Annotated in this window: 17 protein-coding genes; 8 read left to right on the plus strand and 9 right to left on the minus strand. The window is 66.0% G+C overall.

All coding sequences use genetic code 11. The annotated features are described in order from the left end of the window. The first annotated feature begins 65 nt into the window (after positions 1 to 65). Positions 66 to 479, plus strand: a complete 414-nt coding sequence (locus tag ACNI3Q_RS04270; RefSeq protein WP_426274259.1) for an acyl-CoA thioesterase — start codon at positions 66 to 68, stop codon at positions 477 to 479. Positions 480 to 490: 11 nt separating this feature from the next. Here ACNI3Q_RS04270 and ppc read toward each other — a convergent pair whose 3' ends face one another. Next, the gene (gene ppc, locus ACNI3Q_RS04275; protein WP_426274260.1) at positions 491 to 3,166 is read right to left on the minus strand and encodes a phosphoenolpyruvate carboxylase; all 2,676 of its coding nucleotides are present in this window, start codon (positions 3,164 to 3,166) and stop codon (positions 491 to 493) included. A 118-nt stretch (positions 3,167 to 3,284) separates the two neighbouring features. Between ppc and ACNI3Q_RS04280 the strand changes: the two genes are divergently transcribed. The 3 genes from ACNI3Q_RS04280 to fghA are packed head-to-tail and all read left to right on the plus strand — an operon-like array spanning position 3,285 to position 5,695. Further along, positions 3,285 to 4,397, plus strand: a complete 1,113-nt coding sequence (locus tag ACNI3Q_RS04280) for an S-(hydroxymethyl)glutathione dehydrogenase/class III alcohol dehydrogenase (protein WP_426274262.1) — start codon at positions 3,285 to 3,287, stop codon at positions 4,395 to 4,397. A gap of 60 nt (positions 4,398 to 4,457) precedes the next feature. Next, positions 4,458 to 4,847: a VOC family protein gene (locus ACNI3Q_RS04285; RefSeq protein WP_426274264.1), complete on the plus strand. Its 390-nt coding sequence runs from the start codon at positions 4,458 to 4,460 to the stop codon at positions 4,845 to 4,847. A gap of 2 nt (positions 4,848 to 4,849) precedes the next feature. Next, on the plus strand, positions 4,850 to 5,695 hold the full coding sequence (gene fghA, locus ACNI3Q_RS04290; RefSeq protein ID WP_426275606.1) for an S-formylglutathione hydrolase: 846 nt from the start codon (positions 4,850 to 4,852) through the stop codon (positions 5,693 to 5,695). Between the two features lie 6 nt (positions 5,696 to 5,701). Here the strand turns inward: fghA and ACNI3Q_RS04295 are convergent, their stop codons facing one another. After that, the gene (locus ACNI3Q_RS04295) at positions 5,702 to 6,013 is read right to left on the minus strand and encodes a DNA primase (protein ID WP_426274266.1); all 312 of its coding nucleotides are present in this window, start codon (positions 6,011 to 6,013) and stop codon (positions 5,702 to 5,704) included. A 93-nt stretch (positions 6,014 to 6,106) separates the two neighbouring features. Next, complete coding sequence (locus tag ACNI3Q_RS04300) at positions 6,107 to 7,339, minus strand: multidrug effflux MFS transporter (protein ID WP_426274268.1); 1,233 nt, start codon at positions 7,337 to 7,339, stop codon at positions 6,107 to 6,109. 187 nt (positions 7,340 to 7,526) lie between these two features. Between ACNI3Q_RS04300 and ACNI3Q_RS04305 the strand changes: the two genes are divergently transcribed. Together ACNI3Q_RS04305 and ACNI3Q_RS04310 are read left to right on the plus strand one after the other, a co-directional pair. Further along, a complete protein-coding gene (locus tag ACNI3Q_RS04305) occupies positions 7,527 to 8,480 on the plus strand; it encodes an isopenicillin N synthase family dioxygenase (RefSeq protein ID WP_426274270.1) in 954 nt (317 codons plus the stop codon). 103 nt (positions 8,481 to 8,583) lie between these two features. Continuing rightward, positions 8,584 to 9,873, plus strand: coding sequence for a homoserine dehydrogenase (locus ACNI3Q_RS04310; RefSeq protein WP_426274272.1), 1,290 nt, complete (start codon positions 8,584 to 8,586; stop codon positions 9,871 to 9,873). A gap of 16 nt (positions 9,874 to 9,889) precedes the next feature. Here the strand turns inward: ACNI3Q_RS04310 and ACNI3Q_RS04315 are convergent, their stop codons facing one another. After that, positions 9,890 to 10,261, minus strand: a complete 372-nt coding sequence (locus ACNI3Q_RS04315; protein ID WP_426274274.1) for a hypothetical protein — start codon at positions 10,259 to 10,261, stop codon at positions 9,890 to 9,892. 146 nt (positions 10,262 to 10,407) lie between these two features. On the opposite strand from ACNI3Q_RS04315, the gene glpX reads away from it, so the two are divergent. Further along, complete coding sequence (gene glpX / locus ACNI3Q_RS04320; protein WP_260020472.1) at positions 10,408 to 11,376, plus strand: class II fructose-bisphosphatase; 969 nt, start codon at positions 10,408 to 10,410, stop codon at positions 11,374 to 11,376. A 33-nt stretch (positions 11,377 to 11,409) separates the two neighbouring features. Here glpX and ACNI3Q_RS04325 read toward each other — a convergent pair whose 3' ends face one another. The 5 genes from ACNI3Q_RS04325 to ACNI3Q_RS04345 all read right to left on the minus strand — a co-directional run bounded on the left by ACNI3Q_RS04325 (position 11,410) and on the right by ACNI3Q_RS04345 (position 18,075). Beyond that, on the minus strand, positions 11,410 to 12,180 hold the full coding sequence (locus tag ACNI3Q_RS04325; RefSeq protein ID WP_426274276.1) for an ABC transporter permease: 771 nt from the start codon (positions 12,178 to 12,180) through the stop codon (positions 11,410 to 11,412). Position 12,181: 1 nt separating this feature from the next. Continuing rightward, on the minus strand, positions 12,182 to 13,111 hold the full coding sequence (locus ACNI3Q_RS04330; protein WP_426274278.1) for an ABC transporter ATP-binding protein: 930 nt from the start codon (positions 13,109 to 13,111) through the stop codon (positions 12,182 to 12,184). Between the two features lie 72 nt (positions 13,112 to 13,183). Then, positions 13,184 to 13,921: a DsbA family protein gene (locus ACNI3Q_RS04335; protein WP_260020475.1), complete on the minus strand. Its 738-nt coding sequence runs from the start codon at positions 13,919 to 13,921 to the stop codon at positions 13,184 to 13,186. An 8-nt stretch (positions 13,922 to 13,929) separates the two neighbouring features. After that, a complete protein-coding gene (locus ACNI3Q_RS04340) occupies positions 13,930 to 15,288 on the minus strand; it encodes a M48 family metalloprotease (protein WP_426274280.1) in 1,359 nt (452 codons plus the stop codon). Between the two features lie 111 nt (positions 15,289 to 15,399). Then, positions 15,400 to 18,075 carry an Rne/Rng family ribonuclease gene (locus tag ACNI3Q_RS04345; protein WP_426275608.1) on the minus strand — a complete coding sequence of 892 codons (2,676 nt, stop codon included), beginning with the start codon at positions 18,073 to 18,075 and terminating at the stop codon, positions 15,400 to 15,402. A gap of 474 nt (positions 18,076 to 18,549) precedes the next feature. Between ACNI3Q_RS04345 and ACNI3Q_RS04350 the strand changes: the two genes are divergently transcribed. Then, positions 18,550 to 19,791, plus strand: coding sequence for an N-acetylmuramoyl-L-alanine amidase (locus ACNI3Q_RS04350; protein WP_426274282.1), 1,242 nt, complete (start codon positions 18,550 to 18,552; stop codon positions 19,789 to 19,791). The last annotated feature ends 24 nt before the right edge of the window (positions 19,792 to 19,815 follow it).

Consider the following 19,815-nt stretch of genomic DNA (forward strand, 5'->3'; position numbering starts at 1 on the left):
GCGGCCTACCATCGGGTTTATCCGATGGTTGGCGCATTCCCGGAAACGCGCTAGCGCATGACGGCATGAGCAGCCGCCATTCCATCTCGATCACCGCCATGCCGGACGACATCGACCAGCTGGGTCATGTCAACAATGCCGTCTGGGTGCGCTGGATCCAGGATGTAGCCGCCGCGCACTGGCACGCCGTCGCCCGGCCTGAGCATCAGGAAACCTATGTCTGGGTCGTCATCCGGCACGAAATCGACTATCGCGGCAATGTGACCGTCGGTCAGACGGTACGTGCCGACACCTGGGTCGGCGACCATGGCGGCGCCCGGTTCGACCGCTTCGTCCGCTTCACAGGCCCCGATGGCCGGGTGAAGGTGGAGGCAAAGACCACTTGGGCGCTGGTCGACATCGCCACCGGCCGGATCAGCCGTCTGACCCCGGAAATTGCAGCGCCGTTTCTGGTCGACGACGGCACGGGCCAGGACTGACCGGTCCGCCGCTAACCGCTGTTGCGCAGCGCCGTGGCGATGGCGTTGATCGTCAACAGGATCCCCTCCTCGATCCGCGGATCGGCCTCGCCCGCCCGGTGCCGCTTCAGCAGTTCGACCTGCAACAGGTTCAGCGGCTCGATATAGGGCAGGCGCAGGCGCACGGACGTCTCGGTCACCGGCTGATGTTCCAGCAGGCGCGACTGACCCGTCACCGTCAGCAGCCCTTCGCAGGTCAGCGACCAGCCATCGCGGATCTGCCCGAAAATCGCATCGGCGGCGTCCCGATCCTCGACCAGCGCTGCATATCGCGCAGCCAGGCCCATGTCCGATTTGGCCAGCACCATTTCCATGTTGGACAGGGTGGCAGCGAACAGCGGCCATTGCTGGTGCATCGCGCTCAGCAGCCCCTTGTCCGGGAATGCGGCGATCGCCTGTCCCACGCCGAACCATCCGGGCAACATCACCCGCGCCTGTGCCCAGCTGAACACCCAGGGAATCGCGCGCAAATCCTCGATCGCGTCGGATTTCTTGCGGCTGGCCGGGCGCGATCCGATCTTCAGGCCGGCAATCTCGTTGATCGGCGTCATCTGCCGGAAAAACTGCCGGAACCCCGGCGTTTCGTACACCAGCCCGCGATAGGTGGAAAAGGCGGTCGCCGACAGGGCGTCCATCGCCGCCTCGAACCGCGCCTGATCGGCATGGGGCAGCCGCGCCGGCTCCATGCTGGCCAGCAGGGTCGCGGACACCATGGTTTCCAGATTGACCGCCGCCTGTTCGACCGAACCATATTTGGCGGCGATCACCTCGCCCTGTTCGGTAATACGGATGCGGCCGCCCACCGTTCCGGCGGGCTGGGCGCGGATCGCGGCAAAGGCGGAACCGCCGCCCCGGCCAACCGCCCCGCCGCGGCCGTGGAACAGCTGCAACCGCACGCCCGCGGCATCGAACACCGGCTTCAGCGCCGTCGATCCCTTGGACAGCTGCCAGGTGGAGGTCAGATAGCCGCCATCCTTGTTGCTGTCCGAATATCCGATCATCACCTCCTGATAGCCGCGCGCACGGGCGATGCTGGCCACTGCGGGCTGGGCCAGAAACCGCTCCATGATCGCCGCGCCCGCCTCCAGATCGGCGACCGTCTCGAACAGCGGAACGGCCATGATCGCGGCCTGGGGCGGCTCGCCGGGGCGATACAGGCCCACCTCGCGCAGCAGCAGATTGACCTCCATCAGGTCGGAAACCGACTGAGTCATCGACACGATATATTGCCGGATTGCGGCGGCACCGAACCGTTCATGCACGCTGGCTGCGGTATGCAGGATGGCCAGCTCGCCCGCCGTTTCCTCGGAATAATCGCCATGCGGCACCGACAGCGGACGCGGGCTGGCCAGTTCGCGCGACAGCAGCGCGATCCGCGCCTCCTCATCCAGCGCGGCATAGTCCGCCTCGACCCCCGCCACCTTGAGCAGTTCGGCCACCACCCGCTCATGCACGGCACTGTTCTGGCGCATGTCCAGCGTGGCCAGGTGAAATCCGAACACCTCGACTGCCCGGATCAGCCGGCCCAGCGCGCCGCCCGTGGCCAGCGTGCCGCCTCCGCTGGAGGCCAGGCCGTGCGCGATCGCCACCAGGTCGCGGCGAAACTCGCCCGGCCCGGCATAGGCTTCCCCGTTCAGGAACCCCGGCCGGGGCGGTTCGCTGCCCGCCAGCTGGCGATGGGTTTCGGCCAGCCGCGCATAAATGCCCGACAGCGCCCGGCGATAGGGCTCGTCCGCCCGACTGGTTGCGCCATCGCCGCTCGCCTCGGCCAGCGCCAGCACCGCATCGGTCACCGCGACATGGCGGGTGGAAATGGACAGTTCGGCACCCAGCTTGTGGATCGCATCCAGATAATGGCCGATGACCGCTTCTGCCGCCCGACGGAACGCATGGGCCATCGCATCGGCGGTGACGAACGGATTGCCATCGCGGTCGCCGCCGATCCAGCTGCCCGGCCGCAGAAACGCGGGCACCCGTTCGCCCAGCAGCCGGTCCCACCGAGCATAAAGCAGCGGCAGCGCGGGCAGGAATACCTCACGCAGATAGGACAGGGCGGTTTCCACCTCGTCCGCCACCTTCAGCTTGTCGGGGCGCAGCACGCGCGTCTGCCAAAGCAGCGCGATCTGGCGCAGCAGCGCCTCGTCCACTGCATCGCCATCGGGCGTGGTCCCCTCGCCCCGGTCACGCATCGCCATCAATTCGGCAATCCGGTTGCGATGGTCGATCAGGCTCTTGCGCCGCACTTCCGTGGGGTGCGCGGTCAGCACCGGCGCGATCAGTCCCTCGGTCAACAGGTCGCGGACCGCGGCGGCATCGATACCATGCTCCTTCAGCCGGGCCAGCGCATCGTCGACGCCGGTGCCGGGATCGACCGAAACGCCCTGCCGATCCTCGGCCAGATTGGCCAGCATCGAAAACAGCATGAACCCGCGCGCAAACTCCAGTGCCTCGTCCAGGTCGAGGCCGGACAATTCGGCATCGCTCGCCTCGCCGCCGGGCGTTTCGATATGGCGCCGCACCGAAGCGGAGCGAATCGCCTCGATCCGGTTGAACAGCGCCTCTCCGCCATAGGCGCGGATGACGTCGCCCAGCATGCCGCCTAGCAGTTTCAGATCGGGGTGATTTGCGATGGTGGGAAGCGTGGCCATGCAATTATGCTGCACCGCAACCGCATTTTGCGCAACGCATTGTTATCGGTATCGCCTCTTTGCGCATAGCTATTCGCCCGCTAACCGCTACCGTGAAGTACCATCGTGGAGCACCCCAATGAAAACCCGTGCCGCCGTCGCCTTTGCCGCGAAACAGCCGCTCGAAATCGTCGAGCTTGATCTGGAAGGGCCAAAGGCCGGCGAGGTGCTGGTCGAAATCATGGCGACCGGCATCTGCCACACCGATGCCTATACGCTGGACGGCTTCGACAGCGAGGGGATTTTCCCCAGCGTGCTGGGCCATGAGGGCGCGGGCATCGTGCGAGAGGTCGGCCCCGGCGTCACGTCGGTCAAGCCGGGCGATCACGTCATCCCGCTCTACACCCCCGAATGTCGCCAGTGTAAGTCGTGCCTCAGCGGCAAGACCAACCTGTGCACCGCGATCCGCGCGACCCAGGGCAAGGGACTGATGCCCGACGGGACGACCCGGTTCAGCTACAAGGGGCAGCCGGTCTTTCATTACATGGGCTGTTCGACCTTTTCGAACTTCACCGTCCTCCCCGAAATCGCGGTGGCGAAAATCCGCGAGGACGCGCCGTTCCAGTCGAGCTGTTATATCGGCTGCGGTGTGACGACGGGCGTGGGCGCAGTCATCAATACTGCCAGGGTGCAGGTGGGCGACAACGTCGTCGTCTTCGGGCTGGGCGGCATCGGCCTCAACGTCATTCAGGGCGCCCGGCTGGCGGATGCGGACCGGATCATCGGCGTGGACATCAATCCGGAACGCGAGGAATGGGGCCGCCGCTTCGGCATGACCGCGTTCCTGAACAGCAAGGGGATGAGCCGCGAGGACATCGTCGCAAAAATCGTCGAGATGACGGACGGCGGCGCGGACTACACCTTTGACGCCACCGGCAACACCGACGTGATGCGCACCGCGCTTGAGGCGTGCCATCGCGGCTGGGGCACCAGCATCATCATTGGCGTGGCAGAGGCGGGCAAGGAAATCGCCACTCGCCCGTTCCAGCTGGTCACGGGCCGCAACTGGCGCGGCACCGCCTTCGGCGGAGCAAAGGGGCGCACCGACGTTCCCAAGATCGTGGACATGTACATGCAGGGCAAGATCGAGATCGATCCGATGATCACCCATGTCATGGGGCTTGAGGACATCAACACCGCGTTCGACCTGATGCACGCGGGTCAGAGCATCCGCAGCGTCGTCGTCTATTAAGCGAACGACAGCACTGGGCGCACAATTCGCGCCCTCCCCCCGAGTGACGGAGTAACGGCAATGTTGAATCACGTGATGGTCGGATCAAGCGACCTCGACCGGTCAAAGGCATTTTATGACAAGGTGCTGGCGGTGCTGGGTGCGGGCGAGCCGCAAAGCAACATTGCGCCAAGCGGGCACACCCGCCTCATCTACATGAACGACGGCACGATGTTCATCGTGACACAGCCGATCAACGGCGAACCGGCGACGGTCGCCAATGGCGGGACGATCGCGTTCAAGTGCCACTCGGCCGAACAGGTCAAGACGTTCCACGATGTCGCCGTCGCGGCCGGGGGCACGTCGTGCGAAGATCCGCCGGGCCTGCGCAACGGCAGCCTGGGGCCGATGCACCTGTCCTATGTGCGCGATCCCGATGGTCACAAGCTGTGCGCGATCTGGCGGCCCTGAACATGGAAACGGTTTCGACCGCGCGGGCATTTGGCGGGACGCAGGGCGTGTATCGCCATGCGTCCTCGGCGACGGGGACGCCGATGACCTTTTCGGTCTATCTGCCGCCGCACCGGTCCGGCGACCGGATGCCGATACTGTGGTATCTGTCCGGCCTGACCTGTACCCACGCCAATGTCACGGAAAAGGGCGATTATCGCCGGGCCTGCGCCGATCATGGCATCATCTTTGTCGCGCCGGATACCAGTCCGCGCGGCGACGATGTGCCCGACGACGATGCTTATGATTTCGGCAAGGGCGCGGGCTTTTACGTCGATGCGACCGAAGCGCCCTGGGCGACGCATTTCCGGATGCGCAGCTATATCGAGGATGAGCTGCCCGCGCTGATCGCGCGCGAATTTCCGATGGCCGATCTGACGCGGCAGGGCATTACCGGCCATTCGATGGGCGGGCATGGCGCATTGACCATTGCGCTGCGCAATGTGGGCCGGTTCCGATCGGTATCGGCCTTTGCCCCCATCAGTTCGCCGCTTGCCTGTCCCTGGGGGGAAAAGGCGCTGACCGGCTATCTGTGCGGGGATCGCGCAGCCTGGCGGCCCTATGATGCCTGCGCACTGATCGATGACGGAGCGGTTTTGCCCGATTTGCTGGTGGATCAGGGGGCGGCCGATCCATTCCTGGCCGAACAGCTCAAACCGGAATTGCTGGAACAGGCCTGTTCACGCGCCGGCATCGACCTGACGATGCGGCTTCAGCCGGGCTATGACCACAGCTACTACTTCATCTCGACCTTCATGGCCGATCATGTGGCTTGGCACGCGGAGCGGCTGGCCGCCCCGCGTGGCTGAACGCACTTACCGGTCGTCGTCGTTGTCGCTGTCGAAGTCCTGTTCATCGCGCTCGCCATCCAGCGGCACGATGTCGCCCAGTTCGTCCTCGTCCTCGTCGTCCTCGTCTTCATCCTCGTCCTCGCCAAGGATGGAGAGGTCATCCTCCTCCTCGTCCTGAACCGCATCCGGGTCCTGACCCAGATCGGGATTCATGTCGTTCTGGATCACGCCGTCGCCGGGGCCGCCGCCTTCCACTTCCAGGATTTCGGCGCGCTGGCTTTCGTCATAGCCGTCCTCGTCATAACCGTCGTCATTCGGTCCAAGGTCGATCATCATTGCATCACCCTCCGTTTACGCCGACCGTCGGTGTGGCGGTCTTGCATGAACTGCGAACGAAGGCGTGTGTGGCGCGTTCCGGGGCGGTGAAAATTAAGCCTGTTGGGGGCGAAACAATCGTCCGCGCTCGGTCACCAGCACGATGCCCAGGCCAACCCCGCCGCACAGGACAAAGCCCAGCGTCAGCGGCACGGTGGTCCCGTCGAACGATTGGCCGATCACCGCGCCCAGCACCGCGCCGCCCAGGCTGGATACAAAGCCCTGCATGCTGGACGCCACGCCCGCAACCTGCCCCATGCGGTCCATCGCCATGGCCGAGAAATTGGTGTTGGCCAGCCCGAAACAGCCCATGGTCAGCGCCTGCATCACGATAAAGCTGCCCAGGGTTTCCCATCCCATCGCCTCGATGCCCAGATGGATCAGGGCAAAGCCGATCATGGCCAGCAATGCACCATGACTGATCACGCGCATCCCGAACCGCATGACGATGCGGCTGTTCAGAAACGATGAAGCCGCCATCAACCCGGCGACGCTGGCGAACACGATCACCAGCAATTCCGGCCGGCCGAACGTGTCGAACACGATCTGCTGCACCGATCCGACGAAACCGAACAGCGCACCTGAGACGCACGCCGCGGTCAGCGTATAGCCGACGGAGCAGCGATCCGACAGGACGATGCGCGCGCTGCCCGCCAGCCGGCCGATGGACAGCGGGATCCGGTCGGCCGGTGCCAGCGTCTCCGGCATCCGCAACACGAACCAGGTCAGGACCAGCGATGCGACGATGGCAATGCCGCCGAAAATCCAGCGCCACGGCGCGAACAGCAGTACGAACTGGCCAAATGCCGGTGCAATGACCGGCGCCGCCATGAACACGATGAACGCCATGCTCATCACCCGCGCCATGGCCCGTCCCGAAAAACAGTCGCGGACCAGCGCGATGGTCACCACCCGCCCCGCAGCCACCGCCATGCCGGACACGAACCGCGCGATCAGCAACAGCGTGAAACTGGCCGAAAAGGCAGCAACGATGTTGGTCACGACATACAGCGCGATGGCGATGACCAGCACCGGCTTGCGCCCGAACCGGTCAGCGAGCGGCCCATGGACCAGCTGCGCCAGCGAAAAGCCGAGCAGAAAGGCGGTGATGACGAACTGCCGGCGATTGTCCTCCGTCACGCCCAGCGCCTCGCCGATGGCAGGCAGGGCGGGCAGCATCGAATCGATGCCCAGCGCCGTCAGCGCCATGATCGCCGCCACCAGCGCGACGAATTCGGCAAAGGGCAAGGGCGACCGGTCGAGCGATGCTCGCGCTGGGCTGTCCACTGTGCTGGCTCCATGACGGGAGACCGCGAAGGCGGCCTGCTGGCGGAAATCGGGGCGGTGGCGCGATGCAACCGCCAATGGCGATGTCTCTGCACCTGCCCGACCCGCGTTTCAACCCTGTTCGGGGCGGATGGTTCATCCTATCTTGGCGCCATCAACAGCCATCACCCGGTCGGAACGAATGACGATGCTCGATACCCCCCTTGCCGAAATCCCCCTGCTGTCCTTGGCCAGCGCCGATGCCGATCCCGATGGTTTCGCCGCCGCGCTCGGCGGATCCTTCGCGCGGTTCGGCTTTGCGATGGTCAGCGATCACGGCGTCGATGCCGCGCTGGTCGCCCGCGCCTGGGCCGCGACAGAGGCGTTCTTCGCCCTGCCGGAGGATGAAAAGCGGCGCTATCACATCCCCGGCGGCGGCGGCGCGCGCGGCTATACGCCGTTCAAGACGGAAATCGCCAAGGGCGCGTCGCACGTCGATCTCAAGGAATTCTGGCACATCGGCCGCGAACTGCCCGCCGATCATCCCTATCAGCGGTTCATGTCCCCCAATGTCTGGCCCGATCAGCCGGACGGGTTCAAGGACACGTTCCTGACGCTGTTCTCGGCGCTCGACCGGGCAGGCGACCGCCTGCTTTCCGCCATCGCACGCTATCTGGATCTGGCGCCCGACTGGTTCGACCCGGCGGTAAAGGACGGCAATTCGGTGCTGCGCCTGCTCCATTACCCCCCCGTGCCCGCCGATGCCCCCGAAGTACGGGCCGGCGCGCATGAGGATATCAATCTGATCACCCTGCTGCTCGGTGCAGAGGAAGCCGGGCTTGAGCTGCTCGACCGCGATGGCCGCTGGCTGCCGGTCAAGCCGCCGGAAGGCGCGATGGTCGTCAATGTCGGCGACATGCTGCAACGGCTGACCAACCATGTCCTGCCGTCGACCACGCACCGCGTCGTCAACCCGGCCCCGGAACGCCGCGGCTATTCGCGCTATTCCATGCCGTTCTTCCTGCATCCGGCGCCGGATTTCATGATCAGGACGCTGCCCGGCTGCATCAGTGCGGATCGGCCGAACCGCTATCCCGAACCGATCACCGCCCATGACTATCTGCTGGAACGGCTTGTCGAGATCGGGCTGATCAAGAAATAAGCTTGCGTGCAGCGCCGGCATTGTGTGCAAAAAATGCGCACCAATGCTGGACGCCGCCGGAAAGCGCAGCTAGTCGCCGGTCGTTCGGGAACAAGAGGACGACATGGGCGACAATTTGCGGGTGGCAATTGCGGGACTTGGCACGGTGGGCGCGGGTGTCGTCCGCCTGATCGATACCAATGCCGGCCTGATTGCGCGCCGCGCCGGCCGCCCGATCGAGGTGGTGGCCGTGTCCGCCCGCGACCGCAGCAAGGATCGCGGCATCGACATGGGCCGGTTCGACTGGGTCGACGATCCCGTCGATCTGGCGCGCCATGGCAATGCCGATGTGGTGGTGGAACTGGTCGGCGGATCGGATGGCCCCGCCCTTGCCCTTGCCCGCGCGACATTGGCCAGCGGCAAGGGGCTGGTCACCGCCAACAAGGCGATGATCGCGCATCACGGTCTGGAACTCGCCTCGGCGGCGGAGGCGGCTGCCGTCCCGCTCAAGTTCGAGGCCGCAGTGGCCGGCGGCGTGCCCGTCATCAAGGGGCTGCGCGAAGGCGCTGCCGCCAACGAACTGACCCGCGTGGCTGGGATCCTCAACGGCACCTGCAACTTCATCCTGTCCAAGATGGAGGCGGAAGGCCGCGATTTCGCCGATGTGCTGGCCGAAGCGCAGCGGCTGGGCTTTGCAGAGGCTGACCCCAGCTTCGACATTGACGGCGTGGATGCCGCGCACAAGCTGTCGATCCTGGCCGCGCTGGCATTCGGCACCCGGCCCGCATTCGGCAACGTCGCGATCAGCGGCATCCGCCACGTCATCGCCGCCGATATCGCAGAGGCGGCGGCGCTGGGCTATCGCATCCGCCTGGTCGGCATTGCCGAGGCGGGGTCGAACGGCCTGTTTCAGCGGGTGCACCCGCATCTTGTGCCGATGGATCACCCGCTGGCCCATGTCACCGGATCGCTGAACGCCGTGATGGCAGAGGGCAATTTCGTCGGTCCGCTGCTGTTCCAGGGCCGCGGCGCGGGCGAAGGCCCGACGGCCAGCGCCGTCGTCGCCGACCTGATCGACATTGCGCGGGGCGAATATGGCCCGCCCTATGCCATGCCCGCCGATGCGCTGGCGGCAGCAGAGCCGGAGGCAGCGGGCGAACGCCGGGGCCGCGCCTATCTGCGCCTGACCGTGGCGGACAAGGTGGGCGTGCTGGCCGAAATCGCCGCCGCGATGCGCGATGCCGGGGTTTCCATCGAAAGCCTGATCCAGCGCGGGGCGGCCAGCGACGGCAGCGTTCTGGTCGTCATCGTCACGCATGAGGGGCCCGAGCGTGCGGTTGCCCATGCGCTGGACAAGCTGAGCGGTAGCCCCAGCATCATCGGCCAGCCGATGTGGATGCACATTCTGGGTTGACGCAATCGGGGATGAGTCAGGGCGCCAGGGGCCGTTGCCGGCTTCCCGACAGTCCCGTCCGGCTGCTGAGGGTCACGCCGATATGGCCGCATCCGACCAGATAGGGGCCCATTTCCTGACACGGAGACCGCTGCGCGATCAACCTTTCCCGTTCGCCCAGCGCATCCGGCCGTCGCGGGTCGTTCATGTCGTAAACAACCAGGGGCACCCGGTCGCGATCCGCACCCCGGCGGGCGCACACGACCGTCTCGTCGGCATCGGCGGTGGTTGTGCAAGCGACGCGCGCGCTCGTCCGCTGCTGATGCAGCGCCATAATGGCCTCAGCATCGGCATGTGGGACGGATGGCGCCGGGGTCTGAAACCAGATTGCGATCAGCATCAGTGCCACTGCGCCGCCCCCCCATATTCCTGCAAGCATCAGGCTCCACACACTTATGGGCATAAATATGGCGATCCATCAGCGCATGGCTCGACAATCCGGGGCCGCTCGCTTATCGCCCGGCTCGCATAGGTATTCAGGGAGATACGCCGATCATGACAGCCGCCAGCTCGATCCTTGACCGCGTTCTCGTCCTGGAAATGGTCCGCGTGACCGAAGCGGCCGCCATCTCATCAGCCAAGCTGATCGGCCGGGGCGATGAAAAGGCCGCCGATGCCGCCGCGGTAGAGGCGATGCGCGAGGCGCTGAACGAGCTGTACATGGACGGCACCGTGGTGATCGGAGAGGGCGAGCGCGACGAAGCGCCGATGCTGTATATCGGCGAAAAGGTCGGATCGGCGCCGGGCAAGGGGCCGCGCATCGACATTGCCCTCGACCCGCTTGAAGGAACGACGATCACAGCCAAGGCAGGGCCGAACGCGCTGGCCGTGCTGGCCATTGCGGAGGAGGGCGGCCTGCTCAACGCGCCCGACGTCTATATGGACAAGCTCGCCTGCGGCCCCGGCCTGCCGGACGACATCATCGACCTGAGCAAGAGCCCCACCGAAAATGTCAACGCGGTCGCCGCCGCGCGCGGGGTTCAGCCCAGCGACCTCAACATCTGCGTGCTGGATCGCCCGCGCCATGAAAAGCTGATCGCGGAACTGCGCGCCTGTGGCTGCGGCATCATGCTGATCCCCGATGGCGATGTTGCCGGCGTGATCGCGGTGGCCGATCCGGAAACCAATATCGACCTGTACATGGGTCAGGGCGGCGCACCGGAAGGCGTGCTGGCGGCGGCTGCGCTCCGCTGCGTCGGCGGTCAGTTCAAGGGCCGGCTGGTGTTCCGGAATGACGACGAGCGGGCCCGCGCCCGCAAATGGGGGATCGAGGATCTGGACAAGATCTATGACCTCAAGGAACTGGCCAAGGGCGACTGCATCTTTGCCGCGACCGGCGTCACCGACGGTTCGCTGCTCGACGGGGTCAAGCGCCTCAATGGCAAGCTGGTCACCGAAAGCGTGGTGATGCGCGCCAGCAGCGGCACCGTCCGCTGGGTCAAGGGCGAACACCGCATCGCCTGACCCGTCGCCCTGCCGTGTACGCGGCGGGGCGGCTCAGTTTTTCAGCCGGTATCCCGTGCGGAACATCCAGGCGATGATGCCCAGGCACAGTGCCAGGAAGGCCGCGGTAAAGCCGAGGCTTGCCGCGATCGGCACATCGCCCTGCCCGAAAAAGCTCCAGCGAAAGCCGCTGACCAGATAGACGACCGGATTGAACAGGCTGACCGTCCGCCAGGGCTGGGGCAGCATGTCGATCGAATAGAATGCGCCGCCCAGAAAGGTCAGCGGCGTCACCAGCAGCGCGGGCACGAAGTTCAGCTGTTCGAAGTTTTTGGCCCAGATGCCGATGATGAACCCGAACATCGAAAAGCTGATGGCGGTCAGCAGCAGAAACGCGATCATCGCCGCCGGATGGTCGATGCGCAGATCGACGAACAGGGTCGAGGTGATCAGGATGATCAGGCCGATCGCCACCGATTTGGTCGCCGCCGCACCGACATAGCCGATCACCAGCTCCACCGCCGAAACCGGCGCGGACAGCAGTTCATAGATCGTGCCGGTGAATTTCGGGAAATAGATGCCGAACGATGCATTGAGGATGCTCTGCGTCAACAGTGTCAGCATGATCAGGCCGGGCACGATGAACGCGCCATATTCCACGCCGCCCACGCCGTTCATCCGGCTGCCGATGGCCCCGCCGAACACGATGAAATACAGCGATGTCGTCAGCACCGGCGTCACCAGGCTCTGCCACAAGGTGCGCAACGCCCGGTTCATCTCGAAGCGATAGATGGCGAGCACGCCGCGCGGATTGGCGATCGCCATGTCAGTGTTTCCCCTGCTCGACCAGATCGACAAAGATGTCTTCAAGCGACGACTTGCTGGTTTCCAAGTCGGCAAAGCCGATGCCCAGGTCCGCCAACCGGCGCAGCAGCGACGGCACGCCGGTCCGCTCCGCCTGCCCGTCGAAACGATAGCGCAGCACGCTGCCCTCCTCGTGCAGCTCCAGCTGCCATTCGGCCAGTTCCGGCGGGATCGCGGCCAGCGGTTCGGCCAGCGTCACCGTCAGTTCGCGCTTGCCCAGCTTCTGCATCAGCGCGGCCTTGTCTTCGACCAGCAGCAATTCGCCCTTGTTGATGACGCCGACCCGGTCGGCCATCTCCTCGGCCTCTTCGATGTAATGCGTGGTCAGGATGATCGTCGTCCCGCGTTCGCGCAGCCGCCCGATCAGGCGCCACATATCCTTGCGCAGCGACACGTCGACGCCCGCCGTGGGTTCGTCCAGAAACAGGATGTCGGGTTCATGCGCCAGTGCCTTGGCGATCAGCACGCGGCGCTTCATGCCGCCGGACAATTCCATGATCTTCGACTTGCGCTTGTCCGCCAGCGACAGATCGGACAGGATGCCGGTGATATAGGCCTCGTCCGCCTGCTTGCCGAACAGGCCGCGACTGAACCGGACGGTCGCCTCGACCTTTTCGAACATGTCGACCGACAATTCCTGCGGCACCAGGCCGATCCGCTCGCGCGCGCCGCGCCAATCGCGCACCGCATCCTTGCCATCGACCATGATGGTCCCGCTGCTGGGCGTCACGATACCGCAGATCATCGAAATCAGGGTCGTCTTGCCCGCGCCATTGGGGCCGAGCAGGGCAAAGATTTCCCCCCGCCGGATATCCAGGTCGACCGATTTCAGCGCGGTAAAGCCGCCGGCATAGGTTTTGCCGACCCCCCGCAATGACAGGATGGAATCCATTGAACCGTTGTCGCCCCTTGTTCCTTGTCCAGCAACATGGGGCACCGTCCGGATGCCCGCAATGGCGATGGGTCAGCTTTTCTGACGTGCCTTGTCCACCGCCGCCTTCATCGCTTCATAGGGGACGGCGCCGTTGATCACCTGATCCCCGATCACCCAGGTCGGCGTTCCGCTGGCCCCCAGGTCCCGCACGATATTGAGGTTGGCGGCAATTTCCTGTTCCACGCGGGGCGATGCGATCACCCGCTCGGCCCGCGCCCTGTCCAGCCCGACAGCCGCAACGGTCGCCTGGATCGTCGCCGGGGACAGCTGGCCCGCGGCATAGAGCCGGTCGTGGAACGGCTTGAACTTGCCCTGTTCCGCCGCCGCCAGCGCCCAGTTGGCGGCATCGCGGCTCGCCTCGGACAGGATGGGCAACTCGCGATAGACGATGCGCACGCCCTTGTCCTCGGCCAGCAGCCGCTCGACGGACGGCAGGCTGGCCCGGCAATAGCCGCAGGCATAATCCATGAACGCAACCACCGTGACATCGCCGTCCGGATTGCCGGCCCATGCGCTGTCGAACGGCTTCAGCAGCTTTGCCTCGTTGCTGTCCACGATCTTGGCCGTTTCGCGGGCGCGCAGCCGGTCCATCGCCTCGGGCAGCACTTCGGGATGTTCGTACAGGTAATCGCGAACGGCATCGCCGCCCGCCGCCCCGCCGCCGCGCAGCCGGTCCGCGCCCGCCACGATGCCGCCGCCGATCGCCGCCGAACCCAGTGCGACCAGCGCCACCACCCATAGCGGCGCGCCGCCCCGTTCTCCTGCCATGTCCTGCCTCAATTCCGCCTGCGACCGCGCTGTTCCGACAACGCGTTCTGGGCCACCATCACGATATCCTGCGCACGCAGCCATTCGCCCGACCCCTGCGGCAACAGGCCGAGCGCGGTCTGGCCGCTGGCCATGGCAAGGCCCGGCTCACCCATCATCAACGCGCGCTCGGCAGTGGCCAGCGCGGTGCGGGCACGGTCGCCCTTGCGCTCGTAAACGGTGCCAAGCTGAAACCAGGCAAACGGATTTTCCCGGTCGCGGTTGACGGCGGCGCGCAACACCCGCTCCGCCTCGTCCAGTTGTTCCGTGTCCTCGGTCGCGATCAGCGCATGGCCCAGCGTTGTTGCGATCAGCGGCTGGCCATTGGTCAACTGGACCGCGCGGCGCAGCGGGGCGATCGCATCCTTCGGCTTGCCGGACTCCAGCAGGATCTGCCCCTCCAGCTCCAGGAAATAGGGATTGTTCGGCTCCGCCTTGACCAGCGCCATGGTCGCAACGCGCGCCTGATCGGGATAACCCGATTTGTGCCAGGCATAGGCGCGGGCATAATCCGCGATTTCCGACGTGTTGCTGGTCGGATAGGCGCGCAGCGTATCCTGAGGATCGTTCACATATCCGCGCAGCTTGGCCTGAACCAGCTTGAACCGGCGTTCCAGATCGGTGCTCAGCGGCCGGGAAAAGGCGGGCGAAGCCTCCACATCCGCGGTCAGATTGGCAATGCGCTCGCCCGACAGCGGGTGGGTACGGTTATAGCTGTTTTCCTGCGGAATCGCGAGCCGGTACTCGGTGTTCTGCAGCTTTTTGAAAAAGGACAGAAAGCCCTTTCCGGTAATGTTGGAATCGCGCAGCAGCCGCGCGCCGGCGGCGTCGGCCGAACTTTCCTGGGTGCGGCTGAACGCCAGATAGCTGCCCATCGCGGCCTGTTGCCCGGCGGCCAGGATGCCCGCTCCGGCCTCGCCGGCCCCCGCCGCCATCGCGGCGATGCCCAGTACCAGGCTCAGGATCGAAATGCCGGTCGCCGGACCGGACCCGCGATCGCGCAACGGCACGTGACCGCCGATGATATGGCCGATTTCATGGGCGATGACGCCCTGCACCTCGTTGGCGCTCTCCGCCTTGTCCAGCAGACCGGTGTGGATATAGACCGCCTGACCGCCCGCGACAAAGGCGTTGATCGACGGGTCGTTGATCAGCACGACCTGAAAATTGCGCGGGTCCAGGCCGGCCTTTTCCACCAGCGGGCGCGACATGTCATTGAGCAGCGCCTCGGTTTCCGCATCGCGCAGGATCGACTGCGCGCGAGCGGGAAGCGCCAGGAACAGACAGGCCATGGCGAACAAGGTGACAAGGCGCTTCATCGCCGTCATTGGACCGCTTTCTCTCCCCCGCCGCAAGTCGGGCGCGGCGGTTTCCTTGTCCTTCCGGGCTGAACCGGCGGTGAAGGGCGGCGCGATGCCGCCCCTCACCGGTCCGGGATGTCAGGCGCCGAACGTGCGCTGCCACCATCCGCGACGGGGCGGCAATGCCTCGCCCGATTCGGTTTCCTCGGCTGCCGCGGCCGGTTCGGCAGGCGCTGCTGCAGCTTCGGTCTTTTTCCGGCGCGTCCGCTTGGGCTTTTCAGGGGCAGCCTCAACCACCTCGGCGACCTCGGTCGGTTCGGGCGCTGCCGCAACCGGCTCGGCTTCAGCGGCCGGAACGGCCACCTCTGCCTCGGCGTCCTCGCTCAGCTTGGGCTTGCGCGACCGGCTGCGCTTCGGCTTGGGCGCAGGCTCTTCCGCGGCAGGTTCGGCTGCAGCTTCGGCAGTAACCGGCTCGGCAACTGCTTCGGCCACCGGTTCGGCAGCAGCAGCAGCGGCAACGGCAGCCTCCGCCTTGGGCCGGCGACGAGTCCGCTTGGGCTTTTCCGGCTCGGCTTCAGCCACTGTCTCGGCGGCTGCGGGTGCTTCGTCGGCGACCACAGGCTCGGCCTCGGCCTCAGCGTCGGATTCGGCATCAGCACCCGTTTCCGGCAGCTGCTCGCCGCCCTCGCGGTTGCGGCGACCGCTGCGGCGACCCCGGCGGCGGCGCTTGCGCGGCGCGCCATCGTCGCCCGTGGCGGCGTCGTTGCCCGCATCGGCTTCGCTGGCTTCGCTGGCCTCGCTTGCCTCGCCCGCTTCGTCGATATCGCCGTCACCCTCGGCTTCGGCTCCGGCTTCACCCTCGGCGAACGTGCCGCCTTCCTCGTCCGACGGACGGCCACGGCGGCCGCGACGGCGACGGCGACGCTTGCGACCGCCCTCTCCCTCGCCCTCACCGTCGCCACGCGGACGACGGGGGGCATCGGCCTCCTCGTCAGCCGCTTCTTCCTCGAACGCCTCGTCCTCGTCCTCGAACGGCAGGTCGTCGTCGGCATCCTCGATCAGCACCGGCAGGCGCGGCGTGAATACCGGCGGCGGGCCGGACGCTTCGACCGACATCCGCGCGCCTTCGCGCTCGCCGTCGGACGCGACCTCGATGGTCACGCCATAGCGTTCCTCGATCTCCGCCAGTTCGGCGCGCTTCTTGTTCAGCACGTACAGCGCCGCTTCCTGGCTGGCGCGCAGCAACAGGTTCGATCCGCGGCCGCGACCGGCCTCATCCTCGATCAGGCGCAGGGCCGACAGGCCGGCGGACGATGCGGTGCGGACCAGACCCGTGCCCTCGCAATGCGGGCACGGCCGGGTGGACGCTTCCAGCACGCCGGTGCGCAGCCGCTGGCGGCTCATTTCCATCAGGCCGAACGGGCTGATCCGGCCGACCTGGATGCGGGCGCGATCGTTCTTCAGCGCCTCCTTCATCGCCTTTTCGACCTTACGGACGTTGGACGAATGATCCATGTCGATGAAATCGATGACGACCAGACCCGCCATGTCGCGCAGGCGCAGCTGGCGGGCGATTTCCTGAGCCGCCTCCAGATTGGTGGCCGTCGCCGTCTGTTCGATATTGTGTTCGCGGGTCGATCGGCCGGAATTGATGTCGATAGACACCAGTGCCTCGGTCGGATTGATGACCAGATAGCCGCCGGATTTCAGCTGGACGACCGGATGATACATAGCCGCCAGCTGATCCTCGACGCCGAACCGCTGAAACAACGGCACGCTGTCCGCATAATGCCGCACGCGCCGGGCGTGGCTGGGCATCAGCAGCTTCATGAAATCCTTGGCCTGGCGATACCCGTCCTCGCCCTCGACGATCACCTCGTCGATGTCGCGATTATAGATGTCGCGGATCGCCCGCTTGATCAGGTCGCTGTCGCCATAGACCAGGGCAGGCGCGGTGGATTTCAGCGTCGTTTCGCGGATGCCGTCCCACAGCCGTGCCAGATAGTCGAAATCGCGCTTGATCTCGACCTTGGTCCGCTGAAGCCCGGCGGTGCGCACGATGCAGCCCATGCTGGGCGGCAGGGCCAGGTCGGCCATGATCTGCTTCAGCCGCTTGCGGTCGGCCGCGGACGAAATCTTGCGCGAAATGCCGCCGCCATGCGCGGTGTTGGGCATCAGCACGCAATAACGGCCGGCCAGCGACAGATAGGTGGTCAGTGCCGCGCCTTTGTTGCCGCGCTCTTCCTTGACGACCTGAACCAGCATCACCTGACGCCGCTTGATCACGTCCTGGATCTTGTAGCGGCGGCGCAGGTTCATGCGGCGCTGGCGCAGCGCCTCGACCGCATCATCGCCATTGCCGCGGCCCTTGCGGCGCGGGCGGCTGTCGTCGCCACCGCCGGTTTCGGACGGCTCGGCGCCCTCTTCCTCGTCGGCGGGACGTTCCAGCACCTCGACATCGCCGTCATGGTCGGCGCCATCGTCATGGTCGTGATCGTCGTCGTCCCCGTCGTCGCGCAGCGCCGCTTCTTCGGCCGCGTGCTCCGCTTCCTCGCGCAGCAATGCTTCGCGATCCTCCTTGGGGATCTGATAATAATCCGGGTGGATTTCGCTGAACGCCAGGAACCCGTGGCGATTGCCGCCATATTCGACGAACGCGGCCTGCAGCGACGGTTCGACCCGTGTCACCTTGGCCAGATAGATATTGCCCTTGAGCTGCTTGCGCTCGGCCGATTCGAAATCAAACTCCTCGATTCGGTTTCCCTTGACGACGGCGACGCGGGTTTCCTCCCGGTGCCGTGCGTCGATCAACATACGCATGGTCATTTATGATTCTCCGGGCGCGCCCGCCGCGTGGGGGGCATGGCGCGCTGATGTCAGAAAAGGCCGGGGCAGCACTGGCCGCCCCGGGATTGGAAATTACGCTGTGTATTTCGCTGCCGGCCGCACGGCCGGTCCGGTGGACCGGCGCCCCATTCGCCGCACCGCCCGTCGCCGCCAGGGCGATTTCGGGCAATGGGCAAGGATAGTGCAGCATGGCGAACGTCAACCTGAAGACCTGCGTCGGCGGGGTCGCGCGAAACGCGTCGCCCACGCAGTAAAAATGCGAACCAGAGTGGTTCCGTATAATTCCCTAGCACCGCGCGCCCGGCGCGGCAACACCATGGGAACATGCGTCTGCTATCGCGCAAAATGCCTAGCGAGGCGTTAACCGTACCGATTCACCGCGTCTTGAGTGACGGCGCGTAAACCATCCGCATCGACCGATCTGGGGGAAGGCAGACGATCATGCGTTTGGGCTGGACCGGCCCGGCCCTTGTGCCCAATATCGCACGGGTGGGGTTCATCATCGCCTTTTTCGCGGCCTGGTTTGGCGGCCCGGCCGCCTGGGCCGGGTCGGTTCAGTCCGTGCGCGTGGACCCGGGCCGGATTGTCATCCGGCTGGATTCCCGCGTCGCATCGGCCAGCAGCTTCGTCGTCAACGATCCCCGCCGCATCGCCGTCGACATTGCGGGGGCCAGCCCGGGCGGCACGGTCGCCGCATCCGGGCCGGTCGCCCGGATCCGACAGGGCCGGCCGGACGGCGATACCGCACGCATCGTGTTCGACCTTGATCGCCCCGCCGTCATTACCGGCGGCCGGCTGGATCCCGCCGGCCAGTCGCTGACCCTGACGTTCGAAACGGTGGACGATCGCCGCTTTGCCGCTGCGGCGGCGCGCGGCCGCACCCTGATCGCCGGGGCGACAACCCGCGTCGCCGCCGCCGTTCCCGCCGCGCGCCCCGCCCCGCCCCTGCCCCGTATTCTGGGCGATGACCCCAGCCGTCCGCTGGTGGTGATCGATGCCGGCCATGGCGGGCGCGATCCCGGCACCATCTCGCCCTTTGACGGGACCGCGGAAAAGGCGATGACGCTGGCCCTGGCGCGGGCCATGCGCGACCGGCTGCTCGCCACCGGCAAGGTGCGCGTCGCCCTGACGCGTGACGATGACCGGTATCTGTTGCTGCAGGACCGTTTCGGCATTGCCCGGCGGCTGGGCGCAGACCTGTTCATCTCGGTCCATTGCGACAGCGCGCCCCATGCCGAAGCGTCGGGGGCCACCGCCTATACCCTGTCCGAAATCGCGTCGGACAAGGAAGCCGCCCGTCTCGCCGCGCGCGAGAACAAGGCGGATATCATCGCCGGCATCGACCTGGGCGGCGCCGAATCGGACGTTCGCTCGATCCTGATCGACCTGACCCAGCGCGAAACGATGAACCTGTCTGCCGCCTTTGCCCGGCTGCTGGGGCGAGAGGCAGAGGGCCTGATCCCGGTCAAACCGAACTTTCATCGCATGGCCTCGCTGGTGGTGTTGAAAGCGCCCGACATGCCGTCGATCCTGTTCGAGGCAGGGTATCTGACGAACGAGGCGGATGCCCGGTTTCTTGCCTCTGCCGACGGGCGCAAGCGGATGGCCGAAACGGTCGCACGCGCGGTGGAGGTGCATTTCGCCCGCCGCCTCGCGTCACGCGAAGCTGCACCCGCCAGCTAGGGCGGGCGACCGATTGCGACGAAC

It is taken from the genome of Sphingomonas eleionomae (genome assembly GCF_049889035.1).
In the GTDB taxonomy this organism is placed as follows: Bacteria; Pseudomonadota; Alphaproteobacteria; order Sphingomonadales; family Sphingomonadaceae; genus Sphingomonas.

Excerpts from the sequence above, each read along its gene's own strand:
- ACNI3Q_RS04270 (WP_426274259.1), top strand. The coding sequence starts at position 66 with ATGAGCAGCCGCCATTCCATCTCGATCACCGCCATGCCGGACGACATC.
- ppc (WP_426274260.1), bottom strand. The coding sequence starts at position 3,166 with ATGGCCACGCTTCCCACCATCGCAAATCACCCCGATCTGAAACTGCTA.
- ACNI3Q_RS04280 (WP_426274262.1), top strand. The coding sequence starts at position 3,285 with ATGAAAACCCGTGCCGCCGTCGCCTTTGCCGCGAAACAGCCGCTCGAA.
- ACNI3Q_RS04285 (WP_426274264.1), top strand. The coding sequence starts at position 4,458 with ATGTTGAATCACGTGATGGTCGGATCAAGCGACCTCGACCGGTCAAAG.
- fghA (WP_426275606.1), top strand. The coding sequence starts at position 4,850 with ATGGAAACGGTTTCGACCGCGCGGGCATTTGGCGGGACGCAGGGCGTG.
- ACNI3Q_RS04295 (WP_426274266.1), bottom strand. The coding sequence starts at position 6,013 with ATGATGATCGACCTTGGACCGAATGACGACGGTTATGACGAGGACGGC.
- ACNI3Q_RS04305 (WP_426274270.1), top strand. The coding sequence starts at position 7,527 with ATGCTCGATACCCCCCTTGCCGAAATCCCCCTGCTGTCCTTGGCCAGC.
- ACNI3Q_RS04310 (WP_426274272.1), top strand. The coding sequence starts at position 8,584 with ATGGGCGACAATTTGCGGGTGGCAATTGCGGGACTTGGCACGGTGGGC.
- glpX (WP_260020472.1), top strand. The coding sequence starts at position 10,408 with ATGACAGCCGCCAGCTCGATCCTTGACCGCGTTCTCGTCCTGGAAATG.
- ACNI3Q_RS04325 (WP_426274276.1), bottom strand. The coding sequence starts at position 12,180 with ATGGCGATCGCCAATCCGCGCGGCGTGCTCGCCATCTATCGCTTCGAG.
- ACNI3Q_RS04330 (WP_426274278.1), bottom strand. The coding sequence starts at position 13,111 with ATGGATTCCATCCTGTCATTGCGGGGGGTCGGCAAAACCTATGCCGGC.
- ACNI3Q_RS04335 (WP_260020475.1), bottom strand. The coding sequence starts at position 13,921 with ATGGCAGGAGAACGGGGCGGCGCGCCGCTATGGGTGGTGGCGCTGGTC.
- ACNI3Q_RS04340 (WP_426274280.1), bottom strand. The coding sequence starts at position 15,288 with ATGACGGCGATGAAGCGCCTTGTCACCTTGTTCGCCATGGCCTGTCTG.
- ACNI3Q_RS04345 (WP_426275608.1), bottom strand. The coding sequence starts at position 18,075 with ATGTTGATCGACGCACGGCACCGGGAGGAAACCCGCGTCGCCGTCGTC.
- ACNI3Q_RS04350 (WP_426274282.1), top strand. The coding sequence starts at position 18,550 with ATGCGTTTGGGCTGGACCGGCCCGGCCCTTGTGCCCAATATCGCACGG.